A 20,263-nucleotide genomic window follows, 5' to 3' on the forward strand; every position below is an offset into this window, starting at 1 on the left:
GCAACCCGAGTACGCCGGACAGGCCGGCTGAGCCCCGGCCCCGCCCGGGCGTCAAGCCGATCCCGACCGGCTCGCGCAGCGCGGCGGGTCAGCCGGCGACCGCATCCGCGTCGACGGGCCCCACCGCCGCGGTCACGGTAGCCTGGCCGATCAGCTCGGCCGCGAGATCGCGCACTTGCGCGGGGGTGACCGCCGCGATGCGGCCGAGGTTCGCCGGCAGGTCCCACAGCTCGCCCAGATCGAGCTCGGCTCGGCCGAGCCTGGTCATGTGTCGGGACGTGTCCTCCAGCCCGAGCGTGATCGCCCCGGCGAGCTGCCCCTTCGCCCGCTCCACCTCGGCCTCGGTCGGGCCGCTCTCCGCGAACCCGGCGAGCACCTCGCGGATGACGTGGGCGACCTCGCCGGCCGACTCCGGTCGCGTTCCCGCGTACACGCCGAACGCGCCGGCGTCGGCATGACTGCCGGCGAACGAGTAGACGGAGTAGGCGAGCCCACGCCGCTCGCGCACCTCCTGGAACAGCCGCGAGCTCATCCCGCCGCCGAGCAGGGCGTTGAGCACACTCAGGGCGAACCGGCGCTCGTCCCAGCGCGGGATGCCGGGGCCGCCGATGAGGAGGTTCACCTGCTCGCCGTCGCGGCGGCGCACGGTGACGTCGGGGTCGGGTGACAGCGGCAGCAGCGTCCGGTCGCGCCGGGGATGCAGCGGGCCGTGCGCCGTGGCGGTCACCCCGTGCGCGGCCAGCGCCCGCTCGAGCCCGGCGAGCAGCGCGTCGTGGTCGACGGCGCCGGAGGCGGTCACGACGATGTCCTCGGGCCGGTAGTTCGCCCGGTAGTGCTGCCAGACGGCGACGCGGTCGACGGCGCGGATCGAGTCGGGGGTGCCGCCGATCGGGCGGCCCAGGCTCTGCCCACGGTAGACGAGCGCCGAGAAGAGCTCGTGGACGACGTCGGCGGGGTCGTCCTCGTTCATCGCGAGCTCCTCGAGGATGACCTTCCGCTCGCGCTCGAACTCCTCCGGGTCGAGCACGGAGTCCAGGACCATGTCCGTGAGCACCTCGACGGCGACGTCGACGTCCGCATCGCGCACCTTCGCGTAATAGCAGGTGTGCTCCTTGCCGGTCAGCGCGTTCGACTCGCCGCCGATGCGGTCGAAGGCGACCGCGATGTCCAGCGCGGTGCGCTCGCGCGTGCCCTTGAACAGCAGGTGCTCGAGGAAGTGCGTGGAGCCGTGCTGCCCCTCGTGCTCGTCGCGGGAGCCCACCGGCGACCAGAACCCGATCGTGGCGGAGTGAGCGCCGGGCACACGCTCGGTGAGCACGCGCACACCACAGGGCAGCACCGTGCGGCGGATCGCCGAGCCGTCGTCGAGGGTGAACGCGGTCTCCTCCGCATCGATCGGCAGCGCGTGCGGGAAGAGCACGGTCGCGGTGGTCGGAGCGGTCTGGGTGGTCAGGGACGACGCGGCGGTCTGTGCGGTCGACGGGGCGGGTGCCGCCGTGGCGGTCCCGGCGGACGACGCCGCCGACAGGTGGTCGGGATCGGGGGTGTTCGTGGTGTCTGTGCTCATGTCAGGCGCAGTCTATCGACGACCGCGGACACCGGGGAGCGGCGTTCACCACTGGCGCAACCGTCGCCCGCGCCGGAATCCCCGCGCCGGCGGGGACGTTGCCCCCGGCATGCGCGCCTCACTCCCCCGCCACGTCCCCGTGCTCGTCATCGGCGCCGGCCAGGCGGGACTCGCCGCCGCCTGGTGGTTGCAGGAGCGCGGGCTCACTCCCGGCCGCGACCTGCTCGTGCTCGACGCGGACGCGGACGCCGGCGGGGCCTGGCAGCACCGCTGGCCGGCGCTGCGCATCGGAGCGGCGCACCGCATCGCCGACCTGCCCGGCATGCGCGAGGCGGGGCTGGGCTTCGCCGACGCCCCGCGCGACCGGCCTGCGTCCGAGGTCGTCGTCGCACAGTACCGTGCCTATGAGCGGTTCTGGAGGCTGGACGTGCGGCATGGCGTCCGCGTGGACGCGGTGCGGCGTGCGCCGGCCCCGGCTGCGGATGATGTGGCCGGCCCGGCGCGCCGATCGGCGGCCGAGCAGCGAGCCGTGACGACTCGCCCGCATGGTGAGGCCCCCACCGTGGAGGGTGATGCGACCGCGTCCGGCCGCTTCCGCGTCACTGGTCGGGACGCGACCGGACCAGTGACGCTGACCGCCGACGTGATCGTCAACGCGACCGGGACATGGCGGTCGCCGTTCGTCCCCTGGTACCCCGGGCGCGACCGATTCGCCGGCGTCCAGCTGCACACGCACTGCTGGCGCGACGCCCGGCGGTTCACGGGGATGCGGGTCGGCGTCGTCGGCGGCGGCACCTCCGCCGTGGAGCACCTCGCCGAGCTCGATGGGGTGGCCGCGAGCACGGTGTGGTTCACCCGCCGGCCCGTGCACCTCGTCGAGACCGACGGGCTCACCACGGAGGCCGGCATCGCCTCTGTCGCCACGATGGACCGGGCGGCCCGTGCGGGGCGGCCGCTGCCGAGCGTGGTGAGCACCACGGGGCTGCCGCACACCGGGTATATGCGCGGCCTGATCGATCGGGGAGCACTCGTCTCGCAACCCATGTTCCGCCGCCTCGGCGCCGACGGCGCGGTGCTCTCGGGTGGGACGACGCTGCCGCTCGACGCGATCGTGTGGGACACGGGCTTCCGCCCACATCTGGGGCACCTGGCCCCGCTGCGGTTGCGCGAGCCCGCCGGCGGCGTGCGCGTCGTCGACGGGGTGGCCGTGCGCGAGCCGCATCTGATCCTCGCCGGGTACGGCCCGCAGGCGAGCACGATCACCGCGGCGCACGCCGGGCGCGTCAACGCGCTCGCCGCGCTGCGGGCGCTCAGCCGATGAGCGACCTCCGGGGGCAGGAGGGGGCATGGCCGACGCCACACGCTCGCGACCACCCGACGAGTCGTCGCCGCGAGTGCACAGGTTCGCCTCACCTCAGGCACAGGGCGTCAGACGATGCTCTACAGTTGTTCACAAGTTCCGTGTCCTGAGTCGAGCCTCGACGAGAGGAGCGCAGATGAACCGCACTCGCACCGCCCGGCACACGCAGGCGGAGCGGACCCGAGCGTCCCTGCTGTGGGCCGCCGCCACGGTGATCGGCCGTCGCGGCTACGAGGCGACCTCACTGGCCGACATCACCGCCGTGCTGGGCAAACCGAAGACCGCGCTGCGCTACCACTTCGACGCGAAGGCCGAGATCGCGCGCGCCCTGCTCGACGCCGAGTATCGGCGCTGGGAGCAGATGCACGAGCTCGTCGACGACACAAACCGCACCGGGCTCGCCGTGCTCGTGACGACGCTGCGGACGTTCCTGGCCGACAGCGGCTCGGGCCCGTACCAGCGGGCGGCGATCTCGCTGCTGCTGGACGCCCCGCTGATCGACGCCGACCTGCCGGCGCCTCCATTCACCGCGCAGCAGCTGCTCTCCGAGTATCTACTGGAGGCGCGGGAAGACGGCGAGGTCCCGGCGGACGCGGACATCTCCTCCGCCGTGAACGGCATCATCGATGCGACGCTCGGCGTCGTGCTCCGCTACCGGCTGGAGCCGGACGTCGACCTCGAGGAGCGAGCCGAGCCGCTGTGGAGCTGGTCGCTGATGGGCCTCGGTGTGCCCCGGCCGCATGCGCTGCTGGAGGGCATCCGAGCCATCCCACTGCCGCCGAACGAGATCGAGACCGCCAGACTGTCCTGAGCACGCGCCCGCCGCCCCCAGCTCGCCTCAGGCGCCCGCCGCCCCCAGCTCGTCGAAGACGGCGGCGTTCAGTTCGTAGGCGCGCCGAGCCTCATCGATCAGCCGCTGCACCTGTGTCTCATCGAGCCCGAGATGGTCGATGTGCTCGCGATATGCGCGCTTGTAGGCGACGAGCTTGCCGATCTGGTCGAAGCGGTAGAACGTGAGCTGGTCCTCCGTGGCGCCGTAGTGGCGGGACATCATCGTGGCGATGATCTGCCCGCCGCTCAGGTCGCCCAGGTAGCGGGTGTAGTGCTGGGCGAGATAGGGGATCACGTCGTCGTCGCCCGCGACCTCATGCAGGCGGGCGACGTAACGCTGGGTCACCGGAAGCGGGGGATGGGCCGTGTGCCAGTCGATGGCGCCGAGCTCGGCGAGGTCATGACGCGCCGCGGCGAGACGAGCCAGTCGGGGATCGTGCAGGAACTCCGGCTCGTCGGGTCGCGCAGGTCGGGACTCGAGCACCTCATAGACGTAGGCCAGCTGCGCGAGGTAGCGGGTGTAGTCGGCCAGTGAGAGCCGCCCCTCGATGAGGTCGGCGATGAACGGCCGCCCCTCGGCCGAGGTGTGCTCGGCGACAGTCGCCTCGCGCAGTCTGGCGGACGGTGTCGCCGCGTCTACGTGTGTCGTGCTGGTGGTCATGTGCTCGCTCTCCATTCGACAACGATCGTGTGTGAGTCTCACCTTAGTCGGCGTCCGCGGTTGTCGGCAGCCTGATGTCACCGCGGCCGGTCACGACTGGCGGCGCAGCAGCAGGACGGCACCGAGCGCACCGGCGGTGACGAGCACCCCGCCGGAGAGTCCGGCCCGGCACGCCGAACTCGATCCGCCCCCGCCCGGAGACGACGAGAGGGCCCCGCATCCGTGTGGATGCGGGGCCCTCTCGAACAGGTCGCGCGGCTGCTCAGACCGCCGGGGTGATCACTCGCCCTGCGACGCCTCGTCGTCGAGCACCGGGATCAGCGACAGCTTGCCGCGATCGTCGACCTTGGAGATCTCGACCTGGATCTTCTGGCCGACCGAGACGACATCGCTGACCTGGTTGACCCGCTTGCCGTCGTTGAGCTTGCGCAGCTCGCTGATGTGCAGCAGGCCGTCGCGGCCGGGCAGCAGGGAGATGAACGCGCCGAAGTCGGCGAGCTTCACCACCGTGCCGAGGTAGCGCTCCCCCACCTCGGGGACGGTCGGGTTCGCGATCGCGTTGACCGCCGCACGGGCCGCCTCCGCCGAGGGGCCGTCCGCGCTGGCGATGTACACCGTGCCGTCATCCTCGATCGAGATCTCAGCGCCCGTGTCCTCCTGGATCTGGTTGATGATCTTGCCCTTCGGCCCGATCACCTCACCGATCTTCGACACCGGCACCTGCACCGTGATGATGCGCGGGGCGGTCTCGGCCAGCTCGTCCGGGCCGTCGATGGCGGCGTTGAGCACGCCGAGGATCGTCAGGCGGGCCTCCTTGGCCTGCTCCAGCGCGCCCGAGAGCACCGAGGCGGGGATGCCGTCGAGCTTCGTGTCGAGCTGGATGGCGGTGATGAAGTCCGCGGTGCCGGCGACCTTGAAGTCCATGTCGCCCAGCGCGTCCTCGGCGCCCAGGATGTCGGTGAGCACGACGTAGCGGGTGTGCCCGTCCTCGCCCTTCTCGCTGATCAGCCCCGAGGCGATGCCGGCTACCGGCGCGCGCAGCGGCACGCCGGCGTTCTGCAGGGCGAGGGTCGAGGCGCACACAGACCCCATCGAGGTCGACCCGTTGGAGCCGAGTGCCTCGGAGACCTCGCGGATCGCGTAGGGGAACTCCTCCACGCTCGGCAGCACCGGCACCAGGGCGCGCTCGGCGAGCATCCCGTGGCCGATCTCGCGACGCTTCGGGCTGCCCACGCGGCCGGTCTCGCCGGTCGAGTAGGGCGGGAAGTTGTAGTGGTGGATGTACCGCTTGTGCGTCACCGGCGAGAGGGAGTCGATCTGCTGCTCCATCTTCAGCGTGTTCAGCGTGGTGACGCCGAGGATCTGCGTCTCGCCGCGCTGGAACAGGGCGGAGCCGTGGACCCGGGGCAGCACGCCGACCTCGGCGTCCAGCCTGCGGATCTCGCGCAGCCCGCGGCCGTCGATGCGCACGCCCTCGTCGAGGATGCGCCGGCGCACGATCTTCTTCGTCACGGCCTTGTACGCCGCGCCGATCATCTCGTACTCGGTCTCGTCGAGCTCTGGGGCGAGCCGTTCCTTCACACTCGCCTTGAGCGCGTCGTCGGCGTCCTGCCGCTCGAGTTTGTCGGCGATCTGATAGATGCGCGACAGCTCGTCGTGGGCGAGCTCCTCGACCTTCTCGTACACCTTCGGCGTGTACGGCGGGAAGAGGGTGAACTCGGCGACCGGCTTGGCAGCCTGGCGGGCGAGCTCCTCCTGTGCCTCCACGAGCTGGCGGATGAACGGCTTGGCCGCCTCGAGCCCCTGCGTGACGACCGCCTCGGTCGGCTTCTGCGCGCCGGCCTGGACGAGGTCCCACGCGTTCTCGCCGGCCTCGGCCTCGACCATCATGATCGCGATGTCGTCGGCGCCGTCCTCGGTGACCACCTTGCGGCCGGCCACGGCCATGTCGAACACGGCCTGCTCGAGCTGCGACTGCTTCGGGAACGCGACCCACTGGCCGTCGATCAGGGCGATGCGCACGCCACCGATCGGGCCGGAGAACGGCAGGCCGCCGATCTGCGTGGACGCGCTGGCCGCGTTGATCGCGAGCGTGTCATAGCGCTCGTCCGGGGCGATCGACAGCACGGTGATGATGACCTGGACCTCGTTGCGCAGACCCTCGGCGAACGAGGGGCGCAGCGGGCGGTCGCACAGGCGGGCGACGAGGATGGCGTCCGTGGTCGGCCGGCCCTCGCGGCGGAAGAACGAGCCGGGGATGCGCCCGGCGGCGTACATGCGCTCCTCGACGTCGACGGTCAGCGGGAAGAAGTCGAAGCCCTCCTTCGGCTTCTTCGACACCGCGGTGGTCGACAGCAGCGTGGTCTCGTCATCGAACGTGACGAGCACGGCGCCGGCCGCCTGCTGGGCGAGCCGGCCGGTCTCGAAGCGGACCTTGCGCGTGCCGAAGCGACCGTTGTCGATGACGGTCTCGGCATAGGTGATCTCTGGACCCTCCAAGGGGTTCTCCTTCGCATTCCGGTGCAGACGCCGACCCGGCGAACGACGAGCGCTGCTGATCAACAGTGGAAAGACTCGGAACCACGTTCCCGGACGCTCCGAGACTCACCACCGAAGATCAGCGCCGAGCCGGTCGACCTGCACATGTCTCTTGACGGGCGGGCGGATGCGCCGCACCCGCGTCGACTCTACCAGTCGGGCGCCCAGGACGGTCACCGCCCCGCGGGTCGTCCGTCTCCGAAGACGACGAGAGCCGCCCCAGAGGGGCGGCTCTCGAAGCGAATCGTGCGATCGGGCTCAGCGGCGCAGACCGAGGCGCTCGATCAGGCTGCGGTAGCGATTGATGTCGATGCGCTCCAGATAGCCGAGCAGCCGGCGGCGCTGGCCGACGAGCAGCAGCAGACCACGCCGGGAGTGATGGTCGTGCTTGTGCTCCTTGAGGTGCTCGGTGAGGTCGGCGATGCGACGGCTGAGCAGGGCCACCTGGACCTCGGGAGAGCCGGTGTCACCCTCATGGGTCGCGTACTCGTCGATGATCTGCTTCTTGACGTCTGCTGCCAGAGCCATGGGGGCGTTCCTCTCAGTCGTTGCGCGGTGCCCCGGGGCCGATCCCCGAGACGCTCTCTGTCCGCGGCCGTTGCACGGCGAACACTCGATGCTACCACAGCGGCGACAGCCCCCACCGACCGCCTCGTGGGTGGCCTCGTTCACTCCTCGATGCCGAGCGCGGCAGCGGCGTCCGCGCAGTCCTGCCGCATCTGCGCCACGAGCGCCTCGACCCCGCGGTAGGCGACCATGCCGCGCAGCCGGGCGACAAAGATGACGCGCGCCCAGCGTCCGTACAGGTCGAAGTCGGTCACACGCGCGTCGTCGCGGCCGATCACATGGGCCTCGACGGTGCGCGGCACGTCGGCGAACGTCGGGTTCGTGCCCACCGATATCGCCGCGGGGTGCCGGTGCACCGTCCCGGTGTCGGCGCCAGTCGGCCCGCCCTCGAACACGTCGAGCCAGCCGGCGTACACCCCGTCGGCGGGCACGAAACCCTCGACGGCGCGGTCGAGGCCGAGCGCCTCGTCACAGCCGGGCCCGAGATTCGCCGTCGGGAAGCCGAGCTCCCGGCCGCGACGCGCCCCGTGGACGACGAACCCGCCCACATCCGGTGCACGCCCGAGCATCGCCGCCGCACCGGACACGTCCCCCGCGACGAGCAGACGCCGGATCTCCGATGAGGAGCACTTCTCCGCCGAGGGCACCCCGCCGGTCTCCATCACCCCGCCGGGCCGGGCCGCGCCGCCGGGCCGGCCCGCATTCGTCGCGCCAAGCCCGACGAGGGGCACGGCGTCCACGTCGAAGCCGAGCCGCCGCCCCGCCTCGCGCAGGGTCGCGACGTCGCCGGCACCGCGGGCGCCGAAGCGGAAGTCCTCCCCGACCACGACGAGCCGGGCGTCGAGCCCGTCGACGAGCACTCGGCGGATGAAGTCCTCCGGCGCGAGCGCGGCGAACGCACGGGTGAACGGCAGCACGACCACCGCGTCGACATCGAGCTCGGCCAGCAGCTGCTCCTCACGGCGGTCCGAGACGAGCGCCGGCGGCACCCGGTCGGGTGCGAGCACGGCCAGCGGATGTCGGTCGAAGGTGGCCACGACGGCCGCGAGCCCGCGGGTGCGAGCCTCGTCGCGCATCCGGGCGATCAGCGCGCGATGTCCCCGGTGCACACCGCCGAACTTGCCGATCGTGATGGCCGAGGGGCCCAGGTCGTACCGGTCGCGGCCGGCGTGGATGACGCGCATCACCGCTCCGTCCCGGCGGCACGCCCCCCGGCGGCGTCCGTGTCGCCCCGGGACGCGCCGGCGTCCGCCCGGCCCGGCCGGTGCCGCGCCAGCCACCACAGGCCGAGCACGGGCAGCACCAGCGGGACGAAGCCGTACCCCATGCCGAACCCGCTCCACACGGTCGACTCGACGCGTCCGTCACCGGTGTTCGACAGGAACAGCGTGGGCTCCCACGTGGTCAGCGCGCCGACGATGAGCACGCCCGCCAGCTCGAAGCCGATCGTGATGACGGCGACGCGGTGCCAGCCGGGCCGGTGGTGCCGGGCCAGGGCGACCGTCGCGACGATGTACACCACCGCGGCGACGGCGCTGAGCGAGTAGGCCAGCGGTGCGCGATCGAACCGGGTGGCGATCTGCACGAGCGAGCGGGCTGTGGCCGAGAGGGCGAGGATCGCGTACACGACCACGAGCACGCGCCCGGGGCCACTCACCCGTGGGGCGGCCTGGGCCTCCCGATCGCCGGGCTCGAGCGGGGTGTGGGGTGTGAAGTCAGTCATCGGCATCCCATTCTACGGGTCGCGGCCGACGACGCGGCGGTCACAGCCACGGGCTCGGCAGGGTCCAGATCTGGTTCATCCGCCACACCATCACCGCGATCGTGAACGCCGCGACCGAGAGCACGATCGTCGACCAGCGGGTGCGCTCGATGAGCCCCCAGAAGACCGCCGCCGGCGGAATGATCAGCGCGGTGAGCAGGTAGCCGGCGAACTCGACGCCGCTGCCAACCGGGCCGCCCTCCACGATCCACCGCCACACCGTCACCACGACCTGTACGACGAGCAGCAGCTCCACGAGCGCGAGCGAGCCGATCGCCACGTCCCCGGGCACCCGGCCGAGCACCCCGGAGACGAGGCACAGCAGCCCCGCGCCGCAGCCCACGATCACCTGTGTCCAGGTCAGCCAGTCCACCATCAGCGTGTCCCCCTCGTCGTGTCGGGCGTCTCGGCCGCCCCGGGCGTCTGGGCGAGGAACACGGAGCGCGCCCGACCGCCCCGATCGCACACGAGGCCGACGAGCCGGCCGGCAGCGTCCACCGCGGCGACGACACCGTCGCGCCCGGACGCGGTGAAGGCCCGGCCGTGCCGCAGATCGTCCGCCTCGGCGTCGGCGAGCTCGCGCACCGGGAACACCCGGGTCGCCGCCTCGGCGAGCGTGAGCAGCCGGGGACGCGGCACCGATTCCACCGGCACCTCGCGCCCCGGCAGCCGCACGGCCTCGGCCGCACGGAACGGGCCGACCTGCTCGCGCCGCAACGCCGTGAGGTGGCCGCCCACGTCGAGCAGCCGACCGAGGTCGCGAGCGAGCGCCCGAACATAGGTGCCCGAGCCGCAGTGCACGGTCGCGTCCACGTCGACGACGCCCGAGCCGGGACGGACCGCATGCACCTCGAACGCGTGCACGGTGACGGGCCGGGGGGCGAGCGCGACCGCCTCGCCGCCGCGGACTCTGGCGTAGGAGCGCACGCCGTCGACGCGGATCGCGCTGACCGCCGAGGGCACCTGCATGATCTCGCCGGTGAGATGCCGGGCGATGGCCTGTCGGATGCGCGCCTCGTCCACAGCGGCGATCGCCTCGGGTGCGGCGGTGGCGGTCACCTCGCCCTCGGCGTCGTCGGTGATCGTCGCCTGTCCCAGCCGGATCGTCGCCCGGTAGACCTTGTCGAGCCCGACCAGATGGGTCAGCAGCTTCGTACCGCGGTCGACGCCCAGCACGAGCAGGCCGGTCGCCATCGGGTCGAGCGTGCCCGCGTGACCGACCCGGCGGGTGCCGAGCAGCCGCCGGGCGCGGGCGACGACGTCATGGCTCGTCCACCCGCCCGCCTTGTCGACCAGGAGGATGCCGTCGCTCACGGCGGCTCAGTCCTCCCCGGTGCCCGGATCGACCCGGGTGCCATCGGCGGGCGTGTCGGCGTCGTCCGTCCCGTCCTCCGCCGTCGCCTCGTCGGGCCGCCGGTACGGATCGGCGTCGCCGGCGAAGGACGCGGTGGCCGAGACCGCCCGTGCCGCCTCGTCCCGCTGTCGCGCCTCGTGCAGCAGCCGCTCGATGTGCGCGGCGCTCTCCGGGATCGCATCGGGGATGAACTCGATCGAAGGGGTCAGCCGCAGCCGCACCCCGCGCCCGATCGCCGAGCGGATGAGCCCCTTCGCGCTCTCCAGCGCCGTCGCGGTGTCCTCGCGGGCGTCCTCGTCGCCGAGCACGCTGTAGAAGATGCTCGCGTGCTGCAGGTCGCCGGTGACGCGCACGTCGGTGATCGTCACGAATCCGAGACGGGGGTCCTTCACCCCACGCTCGAGCGTCTGCGCGACGATGACCTTGATGCGGTCGGCCACCCGGGCGGCCCGGCCTGATGTCTGTGCCATGGAAGTCTCCTGATCTCCTGCGCGCGGTCGTGACACGGGTGTCGCCACCCGCGCCGGCCGCCGCTGTCATCGATCGTCTCACGCGCCAGAGGTGAGACGAAGGCGCCCGCCGGACGGACCGGACGGGCGCCTCCCCGGATCACCGCGCTCAGTCGCGCGGCTTCTCCCGGATCTCGTACGTCTCGATCTCGTCGCCGACCTGGATGTCGTTGAACGAGCCGAGCCCGATGCCGCATTCGTAGCCGGCCTTGACCTCGGTGACGTCGTCCTTGAAGCGGCGCAGCGACTCGATCGTGAGATCGTCGCCGTGCACCACGCCGCCGCGGAGGACCCGCGCCTTCGAGTTGCGGGTGACCGCGCCCGTCTGGACGTACGCGCCGGCGATGTTGCCGAACTTCGACGAGCGGAAGATCTCGCGGACCTCCGCGGTGCCGGTGTGCACCTCCTCGTACTCGGGCTTGAGCAGGCCCCTGAGCGCGTTCTCGATGTCGTCGATCGCGTCGTAGATCACCGAGTAGAACCGGATGTCCACGCCCTCCTTGTGCGCGGCCTCGCGGGCCTTGCCGTCAGGACGCACGTTGAAGCCGATGACGATCGCGTTGTCGACGGTCGCGAGACTCACGTCGCTCTCGGTGATCGCGCCGACGCCGCGGTGGATGATCCGCAGCTGCACCGAGTCGTCCACCTCGATCTTGAGCAGCGACTCCTCCAGCGCCTCGACGGCGCCGGCGACATCGCCCTTGATGATGAGGTTGAGTGTCTCGACCTTGCCCTCCTCGAGGGCCTTCGTGAAGTCCTCGAGGCTGATGCGCTTGCGCGTCTTGGCGAGCATGGCGTTGCGCTGGGCGGCCTCGCGCTTCTCGGCGATCTGCCGGGCGGTGCGGTCATCCTCGGTGACGAGGATGTTGTCGCCGGCGCGCGGCACCGAGGTCAGCCCCAGCACCTGCACCGGACGCGACGGCCCGGCCGCCTCGACGCTCTCCCCGTTCTCGTCGAACATGGCGCGCACCCGTCCGTAGGCGGTGCCGGCGACGATCGCGTCGCCGACGCGCAGCGTGCCGTTCTGCACGAGCACCGTGGCCACCGCGCCACGGCCGCGGTCGAGGTTCGCCTCGATCGCGACGCCGCGGGCCTCCCGGTCCGGGTTCGCGACAAGGTCGAGATCCGCGTCCGCGGTCAGCAGGATCGCGTCGAGCAGTTTGTCGATGCCGAGCCCGGTCTTCGCCGAGACGTCGACGAACATGGTGTCGCCCCCGTACTCCTCGGCGACAAGCCCGAACTCGGTCAGCTGCTGCCGGATCTTGGCGGGGTTCGCCTCCGGCTTGTCGACCTTGTTCACCGCGACCACGATCGGCACCTCGGCCGCGCGGGCGTGGTTGAGCGCCTCGATCGTCTGCGGCATGACGCCGTCATCGGCGGCCACGACGAGCACCGCGATGTCCGTCACCTGGGCGCCGCGGGCGCGCATGGCGGTGAACGCCTCGTGGCCCGGGGTGTCGATGAAGGTGATCGCGCGCTTCTCACCCTCGAGGTCGGCCTCGACCTGGTAGGCGCCGATGTGCTGTGTGATGCCGCCGGCCTCGCCGGCGACGACCTTGGTGTGCCGGATCGCGTCGAGCAGGCGGGTCTTGCCGTGGTCGACATGGCCCATGACGGTCACCACCGGCGGCCGCGCCACGAGATCGTCGGGATCGTCCTCGACGTCGAAGGAGACGTCGAACTGCTCGAGGATCTCCTTGTCCTCGTCCTCCGGGCTGACGATCTGGATCTTGAAGCCGAGCTCCGCGCCGAGCAGCTGGAACGTGTCCTCGTCCAGCGACTCGGTGGCGGTCGCCATCTCGCCGAGATGGAACAGCACGGTCACCAGCGACGCCGGGTTGGCGCCGATCTTGTCGGCGAAGTCCGTCAGCGAGGCACCGCGACGCAGCCGGACGACGGTCTCCCCGTTGCCACGGGGGACCTTGACGCCGCCCAGGGTCGGCGCCTCCATCTGCTCGAACTCCTGCCGCTTCATCCGCTTCGACTTGCGCGACTTGCGGTTGCGACCGCCGCCGCGGCCGAACGCGCCGGCCGTGCCGCCGCGACCGCGGCCGCCCGGACGATGCGGACCGCCGCCGAAGCCGCCGCGGAAGCCGCCGCCCTGGCCGGGCCGGTGCGGGCCGCCGCCGAAGCCGGGCTGCCCCGGACGTGGCCGGGCGCCGCCGCCCTGGCCGACGCGGTGCGGACCGCCGAACCCACCGCGACGCGCGCCGAACGAGCCCGGACGCGGCGCATGCGGCCGGGGGCCCGGGTGCGGGCGCGGATGCGGCACAGGGCGCGCACCGGCGTGCTGCTTCGGCGAGAACGGATTGTTCGCCGGCCGGGGCCCGCGCGGGCGCGGGATCGCGTTCGGGGTCGGCGCGTGAGGCACCGGACGCGGCGTGGTGCTCCCCTCGGGACGCTGCTGGGCGGGCCGGGGCGCACTCTCACCGGTGGCGGAGGCCGCCGGACGCTGCTGCCCGGGCTTCGGCGCCCCGGGGCGGGCGTCAGAGGGGTGCGCCGTCTGGCCGGGGCGCGACCCCGGTCGTGTCGACTGCCTCTGCCCCGGACGCGGTCCGGGACGTCCCGTCTGGCCGGGACGCGGGCCGGGGCGACCGGCGACTCCGCGACCGCCGCGCGCCCCGGGCTGGGCGGCACCGTGCGCCCCCTTCGCGCCGCTGCCGGCGCCATCACCCTTCGACTGCGGGAACGCCGCTTTCAGCTTCCGCACCACGGGGGGTTCGAGGCTCGACGAGGGGCCCTTGACGAACTCCCCCATCTCCTTGAGCTTCTCGAGCACCTGCTTGCTCGTGACGCCGAGCTGCTTGGCGACTTCGTGTACACGTGGTTTTGCCACAATTCTCCTGTCTCAGGCCTGCGCCCGAGACCGGGAGCAGGCGTGTCACATCTGACGTCTCATCTCGAGCCGTTCATCATGCGTCCATAAGCCGTGTCAGCCTGTTCTGTGTGGATTCGGTGCACGCATCCGACGTGCGTCCGAGGAGACATCTTACCAGCCCGGGCGCGTCGCGGCGCCCCGGCGTGGCGGGCGACGCCGATCACCGGTCCGGCTGGATGTCGATGCGGGCGCCGGTGAGCTTCGCCGCCAGCCGGGCGTTCTGCCCTTCCTTGCCGATCGCCAGCGACAGCTGCCCCTCCGGCACGAAGGCGCGCACCGCGCGCAGCTCCGGGTCGAGCACCTCGGCGCGGGTGACCCGGGCCGGGGAGAGCGCATTGGCCACGAACGTGGCCAGGTCGTCACTGTGGTCGACGATGTCGATCTTCTCGTCGCCGAGCTCCGCGGTCACCGCACGGACGCGCGCGCCAAGCTCGCCGATGCAGGCGCCCTTGGCGTTCACACCGGGCTCGCGCGCCTCGACGGCGATCTTCGTGCGATGCCCCGCCTCACGGGCGATCTCGGTGATCCGCACCGCACCCGACTGGATCTCGGGCACCTCGAGGGCGAACAGCCCGCGGACGAGCCCGGGATGCGTGCGGCTGACGGTGATCGTCGCGCCCTTCGGCGTGCGGGCCACCTGGGTGATGTAGATCCTGAGTCGATCACCGTGTCGGTAGTGCTCCCCGGGGGTCTGCTCCTCCGGGGGCAGCACGCCCTCGGTGCTGCCCAGGTCGATGCGGACCATCCGGGGGTTCTCGCTCTGCTGCACGACGCCGGCGGCGATCGTGCCCTCCCGGTCGCGGAACTCGCCGAGCAGTCGGTCGTCGGCGAGCTGGCGCAGCTGCCGGGTGATCTCCTGCCGGGCCGCTGCGGCCGCCACCCGGCCGAAGTCGGTGGGCGTGACATCGACCTCGCCGGTCGTGTTCCCCTCGTCGTCGACCTCGGGTTCGAGCACGCGCATCAGACCGGACTTCCGATCGATCTCCACCCGTGCGGGGGAGTCATGGCCGACATGCTGGTGGTAGGCCGCCAGGATGGCCTGCTCCAGGATGCCGACGAGCCTGCCCGCGGGGATGCCCTGCTCGCTCTCGAGAAGACGAAGTGCACCCAGATCGATATTCATACCGCCTCCTCGTGTTCCTCCGGAAGGGTCTGGACAGACTCGCGCGAGTCCGCCCGGACACCAAAAACCCTATATTACGACATCCCGGCGACGAGGGGCGTCCGGCCCGTCGTCGCCGGGATGTCAGCGAACGGCTCAGTCCCGGGCGAGGCGGCGACGCACCTCGGCCACCGCGTCCGCGAGCGCGATCTGCTCGCGGGTGCCCTCGCGCCGGTTCCACAGCTCGACCTCGCCCGCGGCGAGTCCGCGTCCCACGACGAGCACGTGAGGCACACCGATGAGCTCGGCGTCCTTGAACTTCACGCCCGCGGACACCCGGGATCGGTCGTCGTAGAGCACCTCCACGCCGGCACCCTCGAGCTCGTCGGCGAGGTCGGCGGCGACCCGGTAGATCTCGTCGTCCTTGCCTGTGGCGACGACGTGCACGCCGAACGGGGCGACCACGTCGGGCCAGACGAGCCCGCGGTCGTCGTGGCAGGACTCGGCGAGCACCGCGATGAGCCGGGTGACGCCGATGCCGTACGAGCCCATCGTGACCGTCACCTGCTTCCCGTCGCGGTCGAGCACCTTGAGCCCCAGGGCCTCGGCGTACTTGCGGCCGAGCTGGAAGACGTGGCCGATCTCGATGCCGCGGGCTGACCCGAGCGGGCCGGAGCCGTCGGGGGCGGGGTCGCCGTCGCGGATGTTCGCGACGTCGGCGATGCCGTCGGCGATGAAGTCGCGGCCGGCCACGACGTGGAGGGCGTGCCGCCGCTCGGCGTTCGCGCCGGTGACCCAGGCGGTGCCGGCGGAGACGCGGGGATCCACGAGATAGCGGATGCCGTCCACCGACCGCTCGCCGAGCGCGTACATGCCGCTCTCGTCGGCCTGCGGGCCGATGTAGCCGCGCACGAGACCCGGGTGCCGGACGAAGTCCTCCTCCTCGGCGGGGGCGACCTCGGCGGGGGCGAAGGCGACCTCGGCCCGCTTGAGGTCCACCTCGCGGTCACCGGGGATGCCGACGACGACGAGCTCGCGGCGGCCGTCCGGGTGGGTCAGGGCGAGGACGACGTTCTTGAGTGTGTCGGCCGCCGTCCACGGCCCCTCGTGCCGGTCGGCGTAGCTGGTGTTGAGCAACTCGACGAGCGACTCGATCGTGGCCGCGTCCGGGGTGTCGATGACCTCCACGGGCGGCACCGCGGAGGCGTCGACCGGGTCTGCCGGGTGGATCCGCACGGCCTCGACGTTGGCGACGTAGCCGCCGGGGCTGCGCACGAAGGTGTCCTCACCGATCGGGGACGGGGAGAGGAACTCCTCGCTCTTCGACCCGCCCATCGGCCCGGCGTCGGCCTTGACCGGCACGTAGGGCACGCCGAGCCGGGTGAAGATCCGCTCGTAGGCGTCGCGCATGATCTGGTAGCTCGCGTCGAGTCCGGCATCGTCGACGTCGAACGAGTAGGCGTCCTTCATCACGAACTCGCGGCCGCGCAGCAGGCCGGCACGGGGACGGGCCTCATCTCGGTACTTCGTCTGGATCTGGTACAGGTTCAGCGGCAGATCCTTGTACGACGAGCACATGCCTTTGACCAGGAGGGTGAAGACCTCCTCGTGCGTGGGGGCGAGCAGGTAGTCGGCCGCGTGCCGGTCCTGGAGCTTGAACAGGTCGTCGCCGTACTCGTCCCAGCGGCCGGTGGCCTCGTAGGGCTCGCGGGGCAGCAGCGCCGGGAAGTGGACCTCCTGGGCGCCTGCGGCGTCCATCTCCTCGCGCACGACCGCCTCGACCCGGCGCAGCACGCGCAGGCCCAGCGGCAGCCAGGCGAAGATGCCCGGCGCCTCGCGCCGGATGTATCCGGCCCGCACGAGCAGCCGGTGGCCGGCCACCTCCGCATCACTGGGGTCTTCGCGCAGGGTGCGCAGGAACAGCTTCGACATGCGTGTGGGCACTGGTCTCGAACTTCCTCTGGAACGGTGACCGACGCCCGGCACCCCGGGCGCCGTCTGGACTGTGGACATGCTACCGCGTCGAGTGAGCGGCCAGAGGCGGGAACGATGGTCAGAGGAACCGGTCGGGCAGGTCGTCCGGATCCGGCTCCGGATCGGGACCACGGAACCGGAGCGCCGCGGCGGCGAGCACGAGCACGCTGATCCCGTCGACGATCCACCACAGCCAGAAGGCGACGTCGCTCCAGATCGGCAGGAACACGGCGGCGACCAGGGCGAGCGCGACAGCCCACCACCGGTGCCGAGTGCGCCACATCAGCCCCGACATGATCGCCGCCATCACGACCACGGCGAGCCCGAGCAGGCGGTGCATGATCTCAGCGGCCCCGGTCATCTGCACGAGGCCGAGCACGACCGCGCACCCGATGGCGACCACGGCCAGCGGGCGGAACGCGCGCATCCCGTCCGGGACGCGGCCCTCGGCGTCCGCGGGGATCACACCGAACGGGCTCATGCGGTCACCACCTCGACGCCGGCGTCGTCGCTCGGGGCCATTCCCTCGGCAAGCCGGTTCGCCTCGGAGAGGAGGGTCGGCACGATCTCCGACTCGGGGACGGTGCGCACGACCTTCCCCTTGACGAAGATCTGCCCCTTCCCGTTGCCGCTGGCGACGCCGAGGTCGGCGTCGCGGGCCTCCCCCGGCCCGTTGACGACACACCCCATCACGGCGACCCGCAACGGCACCTTGAGCCCCTGCAGGCCCTCGGTCACCTGCTCGGCGAGCGTGTAGACGTCGACCTGGGCGCGGCCGCACGAGGGACACGAGACGATCTCGAGCCGGCGCTGACGCAGGTTCAGCGACTCGAGGACCTGCAGGCCGACCCGCACCTCCTCGATCGGCGGCGCGGAGAGCGACACCCGGATGGTGTCACCGATGCCCTCGGCGAGCAACACGCCGAACGCGACCGACGACTTGATCGTGCCCTGGAAGGCGGGGCCTGCCTCGGTCACGCCGAGGTGCAGCGGCCAGTCGCCGCGCTCGGCGAGCAACCGGTAGGTCTGGATCATCACGACCGGGTCGTGGTGCTTGACGGAGATCGCGAAGTCGTGGAAGCCGACGTCCTCGAACAGCGAGGCCTCCCACACCGCCGACTCGACCATCGCCTCCGGCGTGGCCCTGCCGTACTTCTCCAGCAGGCGCCGGTCGAGGGAGCCGGCGTTGACGCCGATGCGCAGGGCGACCCCCGCGTCCGACGCGGCCCGGGCGATCTCGCCGACCTTGTCGTCGAACTTCCGGATGTTGCCCGGGTTGACCCGCACACCGGCGCACCCGGCGTCGATCGCCTGGAAGACGTAGCGGGGCTGGAAATGGATGTCGGCGACGATCGGCAGCGGCGACCGGCTCGCGATCGCGGGCAGCGCGTCGGCGTCGTCCTGACTCGGCACGGCGACGCGGACGATGTCGCAGCCGGCGGCGGTCAGCTCGGCGATCTGCTGGAGCGTGGCGCCGATGTCGGTCGTCTTCGTCGTGCACATCGACTGCACGCTCACCGGGGCGTCGCCGCCGACGGCGACCGACCCCACGTGGATCTTGCGGCTGCGGCGTCGTGGTGCGAGCACCGGTGCCGGCGGCTCGGGCATCCCCAGGCTCACTGCGGTCAACACGTCCTCCTTCGTCGGGGCGAGCGCCCCGGTCCCGCGGCGGCGCGCGCCGCCGCTGTCTCCAGTCTAGGGTCGGCCACCGACCGACGGAGGCGTGCGGTCAGCCGCCGAGCGTGATCGGCTTGACCAGATCCGCGTAGATGAGCAGCACGCCCATCGCCGTCAGCAGCGCGAACACCACGAGGGTGAGCGGCATGAGCCGGGCCGCGTCGAACGGCCGCGGCGCCGGCCGGCCGCGCAGGCGAGCCCAGCCGCGCCGCACCCCCTCCCACAGCGCGCCGGCCGCATGCCCTCCGTCGAGGGGCATCAGCGGGATCAGGTTGAACGCGAACAGTGCCACGTTCAGCTGGGCGGCGAGGGAGACGACGCCGATCACCTTCTCCTGTGCGTCGATCTGGTCGCTCGCGGTGACCTCGCCGGCGATGCGGCCGACGCCCACGATGCTCACCGGACCGTCCGGGTCGCGCGCCTCGTCGCCGAACGCGGCCTGACCGGCCTGCACGAGCTTCTGCGGCAGGGTGAGGATCGCCTCGCCGACGAGCTGCAGGTTGTCGCCGAGCATCGGCAGGGCCGCCGTGACCGGCTGGCGCACCCGCTCGGTCGTCGGGGCGATGCCGATGAAGCCGACCGTCACGGTGCGCTTCTCACCGTCCGCGTCACGCTCGACCCGGCCGAACCGGTCGTAGACGTAGCGGGTGGACGCCACCGGGGTGAGCGCGGTGACGATCGCCTGGCCGTCGCGCAGCACGGTCACCGACACGGTCTGCCCGGCGAGCGGCTGGACGATGTCCTGCACGTCGCTCCACGCCTCGACGTCCTGCCCGTCGATCTCGAGCAGCTGATCGCCCGGCTGCAGTCCCGCGGCAGCGCCAGGCGCCGGGGTGTCGCCGGCCTCGCAGGTGGCACGGGTCGCGTCCGCCGGCAGCACGCACTGGCTGACCGAGCCGAGCGTCGTCGTGGACTGCACGGTGCCGAACGCCGACACCAGCACGGCATAGCAGACGAGCGCGATGAGCAGGTTCATGAACGGCCCGCCCACCATGATCACGAGCCGGCGCCACACCGGCAGCCGGTAGAAGGTGCGCCCCTCCTCGCCGGGCGGGATCGTCTCGGCGCTCGCCCGCCGGGCGCTGTGCACGAGATCGCGCATCCACCGCCCGAGCGACCGGCGCCCCGAGGACGCCTCCGCCGGCTCGGCCTCGGCGGTCGCCTCCGGCGGGTACATGCCGATCATCGAGATGTAGCCGCCGAGCGGCAGCGCCTTGAAGCCGTACTCGGTCTCGCCCCGACGCCAAGAGAACAGCGTGGGCCCGAAGCCGATCATGTACTGGTCGACGCGCACGCCGAAGCGCTTCGCCCAGAAGAGGTGGCCGAGCTCGTGCAGCGCGATGGACGCGGCGAGCACCACCGCGATCGCCACGATGCCCGCGACGTACCAGAGAACCTGCATGATCGTGACCCTATCGATGGAACCTGTGCGTGTGCTTGCCGCCCGGCATGCGCTCCCACCCCGCTCGCAGGCGTGCCACGG

General features: G+C 72.0%; 17 protein-coding genes. 2 read left to right on the forward strand and 15 right to left on the reverse strand.

What is annotated here, in order from left to right; translation table 11 throughout:
- Positions 1-88 precede the first annotated feature (88 nt).
- Positions 89-1,567, reverse strand: coding sequence for a M16 family metallopeptidase (locus tag F8O02_RS05185; RefSeq protein WP_179416354.1), 1,479 nt, complete (start codon positions 1,565-1,567; stop codon positions 89-91).
- A gap of 109 nt (positions 1,568-1,676) precedes the next feature.
- Between F8O02_RS05185 and F8O02_RS05190 the strand changes: the two genes are divergently transcribed.
- A complete protein-coding gene (locus tag F8O02_RS05190) occupies positions 1,677-2,888 on the forward strand; it encodes an FAD-dependent oxidoreductase (RefSeq protein ID WP_158036177.1) in 1,212 nt (403 codons plus the stop codon).
- Positions 2,889-3,063: 175 nt separating this feature from the next.
- Positions 3,064-3,738 (forward strand): TetR/AcrR family transcriptional regulator, encoded by a 675-nt coding sequence (locus tag F8O02_RS05195; RefSeq protein WP_179416355.1) that lies wholly within the window; start codon positions 3,064-3,066, stop codon positions 3,736-3,738.
- Between the two features lie 27 nt (positions 3,739-3,765).
- On the opposite strand, the gene F8O02_RS05200 is transcribed toward F8O02_RS05195, so the two are convergent.
- From F8O02_RS05200 to F8O02_RS05265, 14 genes are all read right to left on the reverse strand, one after another.
- Positions 3,766-4,419 (reverse strand): biliverdin-producing heme oxygenase, encoded by a 654-nt coding sequence (locus F8O02_RS05200; protein ID WP_179416356.1) that lies wholly within the window; start codon positions 4,417-4,419, stop codon positions 3,766-3,768.
- A 279-nt stretch (positions 4,420-4,698) separates the two neighbouring features.
- Positions 4,699-6,918, reverse strand: coding sequence for a polyribonucleotide nucleotidyltransferase (locus F8O02_RS05205; RefSeq protein WP_158036180.1), 2,220 nt, complete (start codon positions 6,916-6,918; stop codon positions 4,699-4,701).
- Between the two features lie 297 nt (positions 6,919-7,215).
- Complete coding sequence (gene rpsO, locus F8O02_RS05210) at positions 7,216-7,485, reverse strand: 30S ribosomal protein S15 (RefSeq protein WP_158036181.1); 270 nt, start codon at positions 7,483-7,485, stop codon at positions 7,216-7,218.
- A 140-nt stretch (positions 7,486-7,625) separates the two neighbouring features.
- Positions 7,626-8,708 carry a bifunctional riboflavin kinase/FAD synthetase gene (locus F8O02_RS05215; RefSeq protein ID WP_158036182.1) on the reverse strand — a complete coding sequence of 361 codons (1,083 nt, stop codon included), beginning with the start codon at positions 8,706-8,708 and terminating at the stop codon, positions 7,626-7,628.
- Positions 8,708-9,247 carry a hypothetical protein gene (locus F8O02_RS05220; protein WP_218859599.1) on the reverse strand — a complete coding sequence of 180 codons (540 nt, stop codon included), beginning with the start codon at positions 9,245-9,247 and terminating at the stop codon, positions 8,708-8,710. Before F8O02_RS05220 ends, F8O02_RS05215 begins: the two co-directional genes overlap by 1 nt.
- A gap of 40 nt (positions 9,248-9,287) precedes the next feature.
- A complete protein-coding gene (locus tag F8O02_RS05225) occupies positions 9,288-9,662 on the reverse strand; it encodes a hypothetical protein (protein WP_158036184.1) in 375 nt (124 codons plus the stop codon).
- Complete coding sequence (truB, locus tag F8O02_RS05230) at positions 9,662-10,600, reverse strand: tRNA pseudouridine(55) synthase TruB (protein ID WP_158036185.1); 939 nt, start codon at positions 10,598-10,600, stop codon at positions 9,662-9,664. Before truB ends, F8O02_RS05225 begins: the two co-directional genes overlap by 1 nt.
- A gap of 6 nt (positions 10,601-10,606) precedes the next feature.
- Positions 10,607-11,110 carry a 30S ribosome-binding factor RbfA gene (gene rbfA, locus F8O02_RS05235; protein WP_158036186.1) on the reverse strand — a complete coding sequence of 168 codons (504 nt, stop codon included), beginning with the start codon at positions 11,108-11,110 and terminating at the stop codon, positions 10,607-10,609.
- A gap of 148 nt (positions 11,111-11,258) precedes the next feature.
- A complete protein-coding gene (infB, locus tag F8O02_RS05240; protein WP_158036187.1) occupies positions 11,259-13,985 on the reverse strand; it encodes a translation initiation factor IF-2 in 2,727 nt (908 codons plus the stop codon).
- A 202-nt stretch (positions 13,986-14,187) separates the two neighbouring features.
- Positions 14,188-15,150 carry a transcription termination factor NusA gene (gene nusA, locus F8O02_RS05245; protein ID WP_158036188.1) on the reverse strand — a complete coding sequence of 321 codons (963 nt, stop codon included), beginning with the start codon at positions 15,148-15,150 and terminating at the stop codon, positions 14,188-14,190.
- A 135-nt stretch (positions 15,151-15,285) separates the two neighbouring features.
- A complete protein-coding gene (locus tag F8O02_RS05250) occupies positions 15,286-17,073 on the reverse strand; it encodes a proline--tRNA ligase (RefSeq protein ID WP_179416357.1) in 1,788 nt (595 codons plus the stop codon).
- Between the two features lie 109 nt (positions 17,074-17,182).
- Complete coding sequence (locus tag F8O02_RS05255; protein ID WP_158036189.1) at positions 17,183-17,584, reverse strand: hypothetical protein; 402 nt, start codon at positions 17,582-17,584, stop codon at positions 17,183-17,185.
- The gene (gene ispG, locus F8O02_RS05260) at positions 17,581-18,711 is read right to left on the reverse strand and encodes a flavodoxin-dependent (E)-4-hydroxy-3-methylbut-2-enyl-diphosphate synthase (protein ID WP_179416395.1); all 1,131 of its coding nucleotides are present in this window, start codon (positions 18,709-18,711) and stop codon (positions 17,581-17,583) included. The genes F8O02_RS05255 and ispG overlap by 4 nt, the downstream gene beginning before the upstream one ends.
- A 121-nt stretch (positions 18,712-18,832) precedes the next feature.
- Positions 18,833-20,182 carry a M50 family metallopeptidase gene (locus F8O02_RS05265; RefSeq protein WP_158036191.1) on the reverse strand — a complete coding sequence of 450 codons (1,350 nt, stop codon included), beginning with the start codon at positions 20,180-20,182 and terminating at the stop codon, positions 18,833-18,835.
- Positions 20,183-20,263 lie beyond the last annotated feature (81 nt).

This window comes from Pseudoclavibacter caeni (assembly GCF_008831125.1).
GTDB classification, from domain to species: domain Bacteria; phylum Actinomycetota; class Actinomycetes; order Actinomycetales; family Microbacteriaceae; genus Pseudoclavibacter_A; species Pseudoclavibacter_A caeni.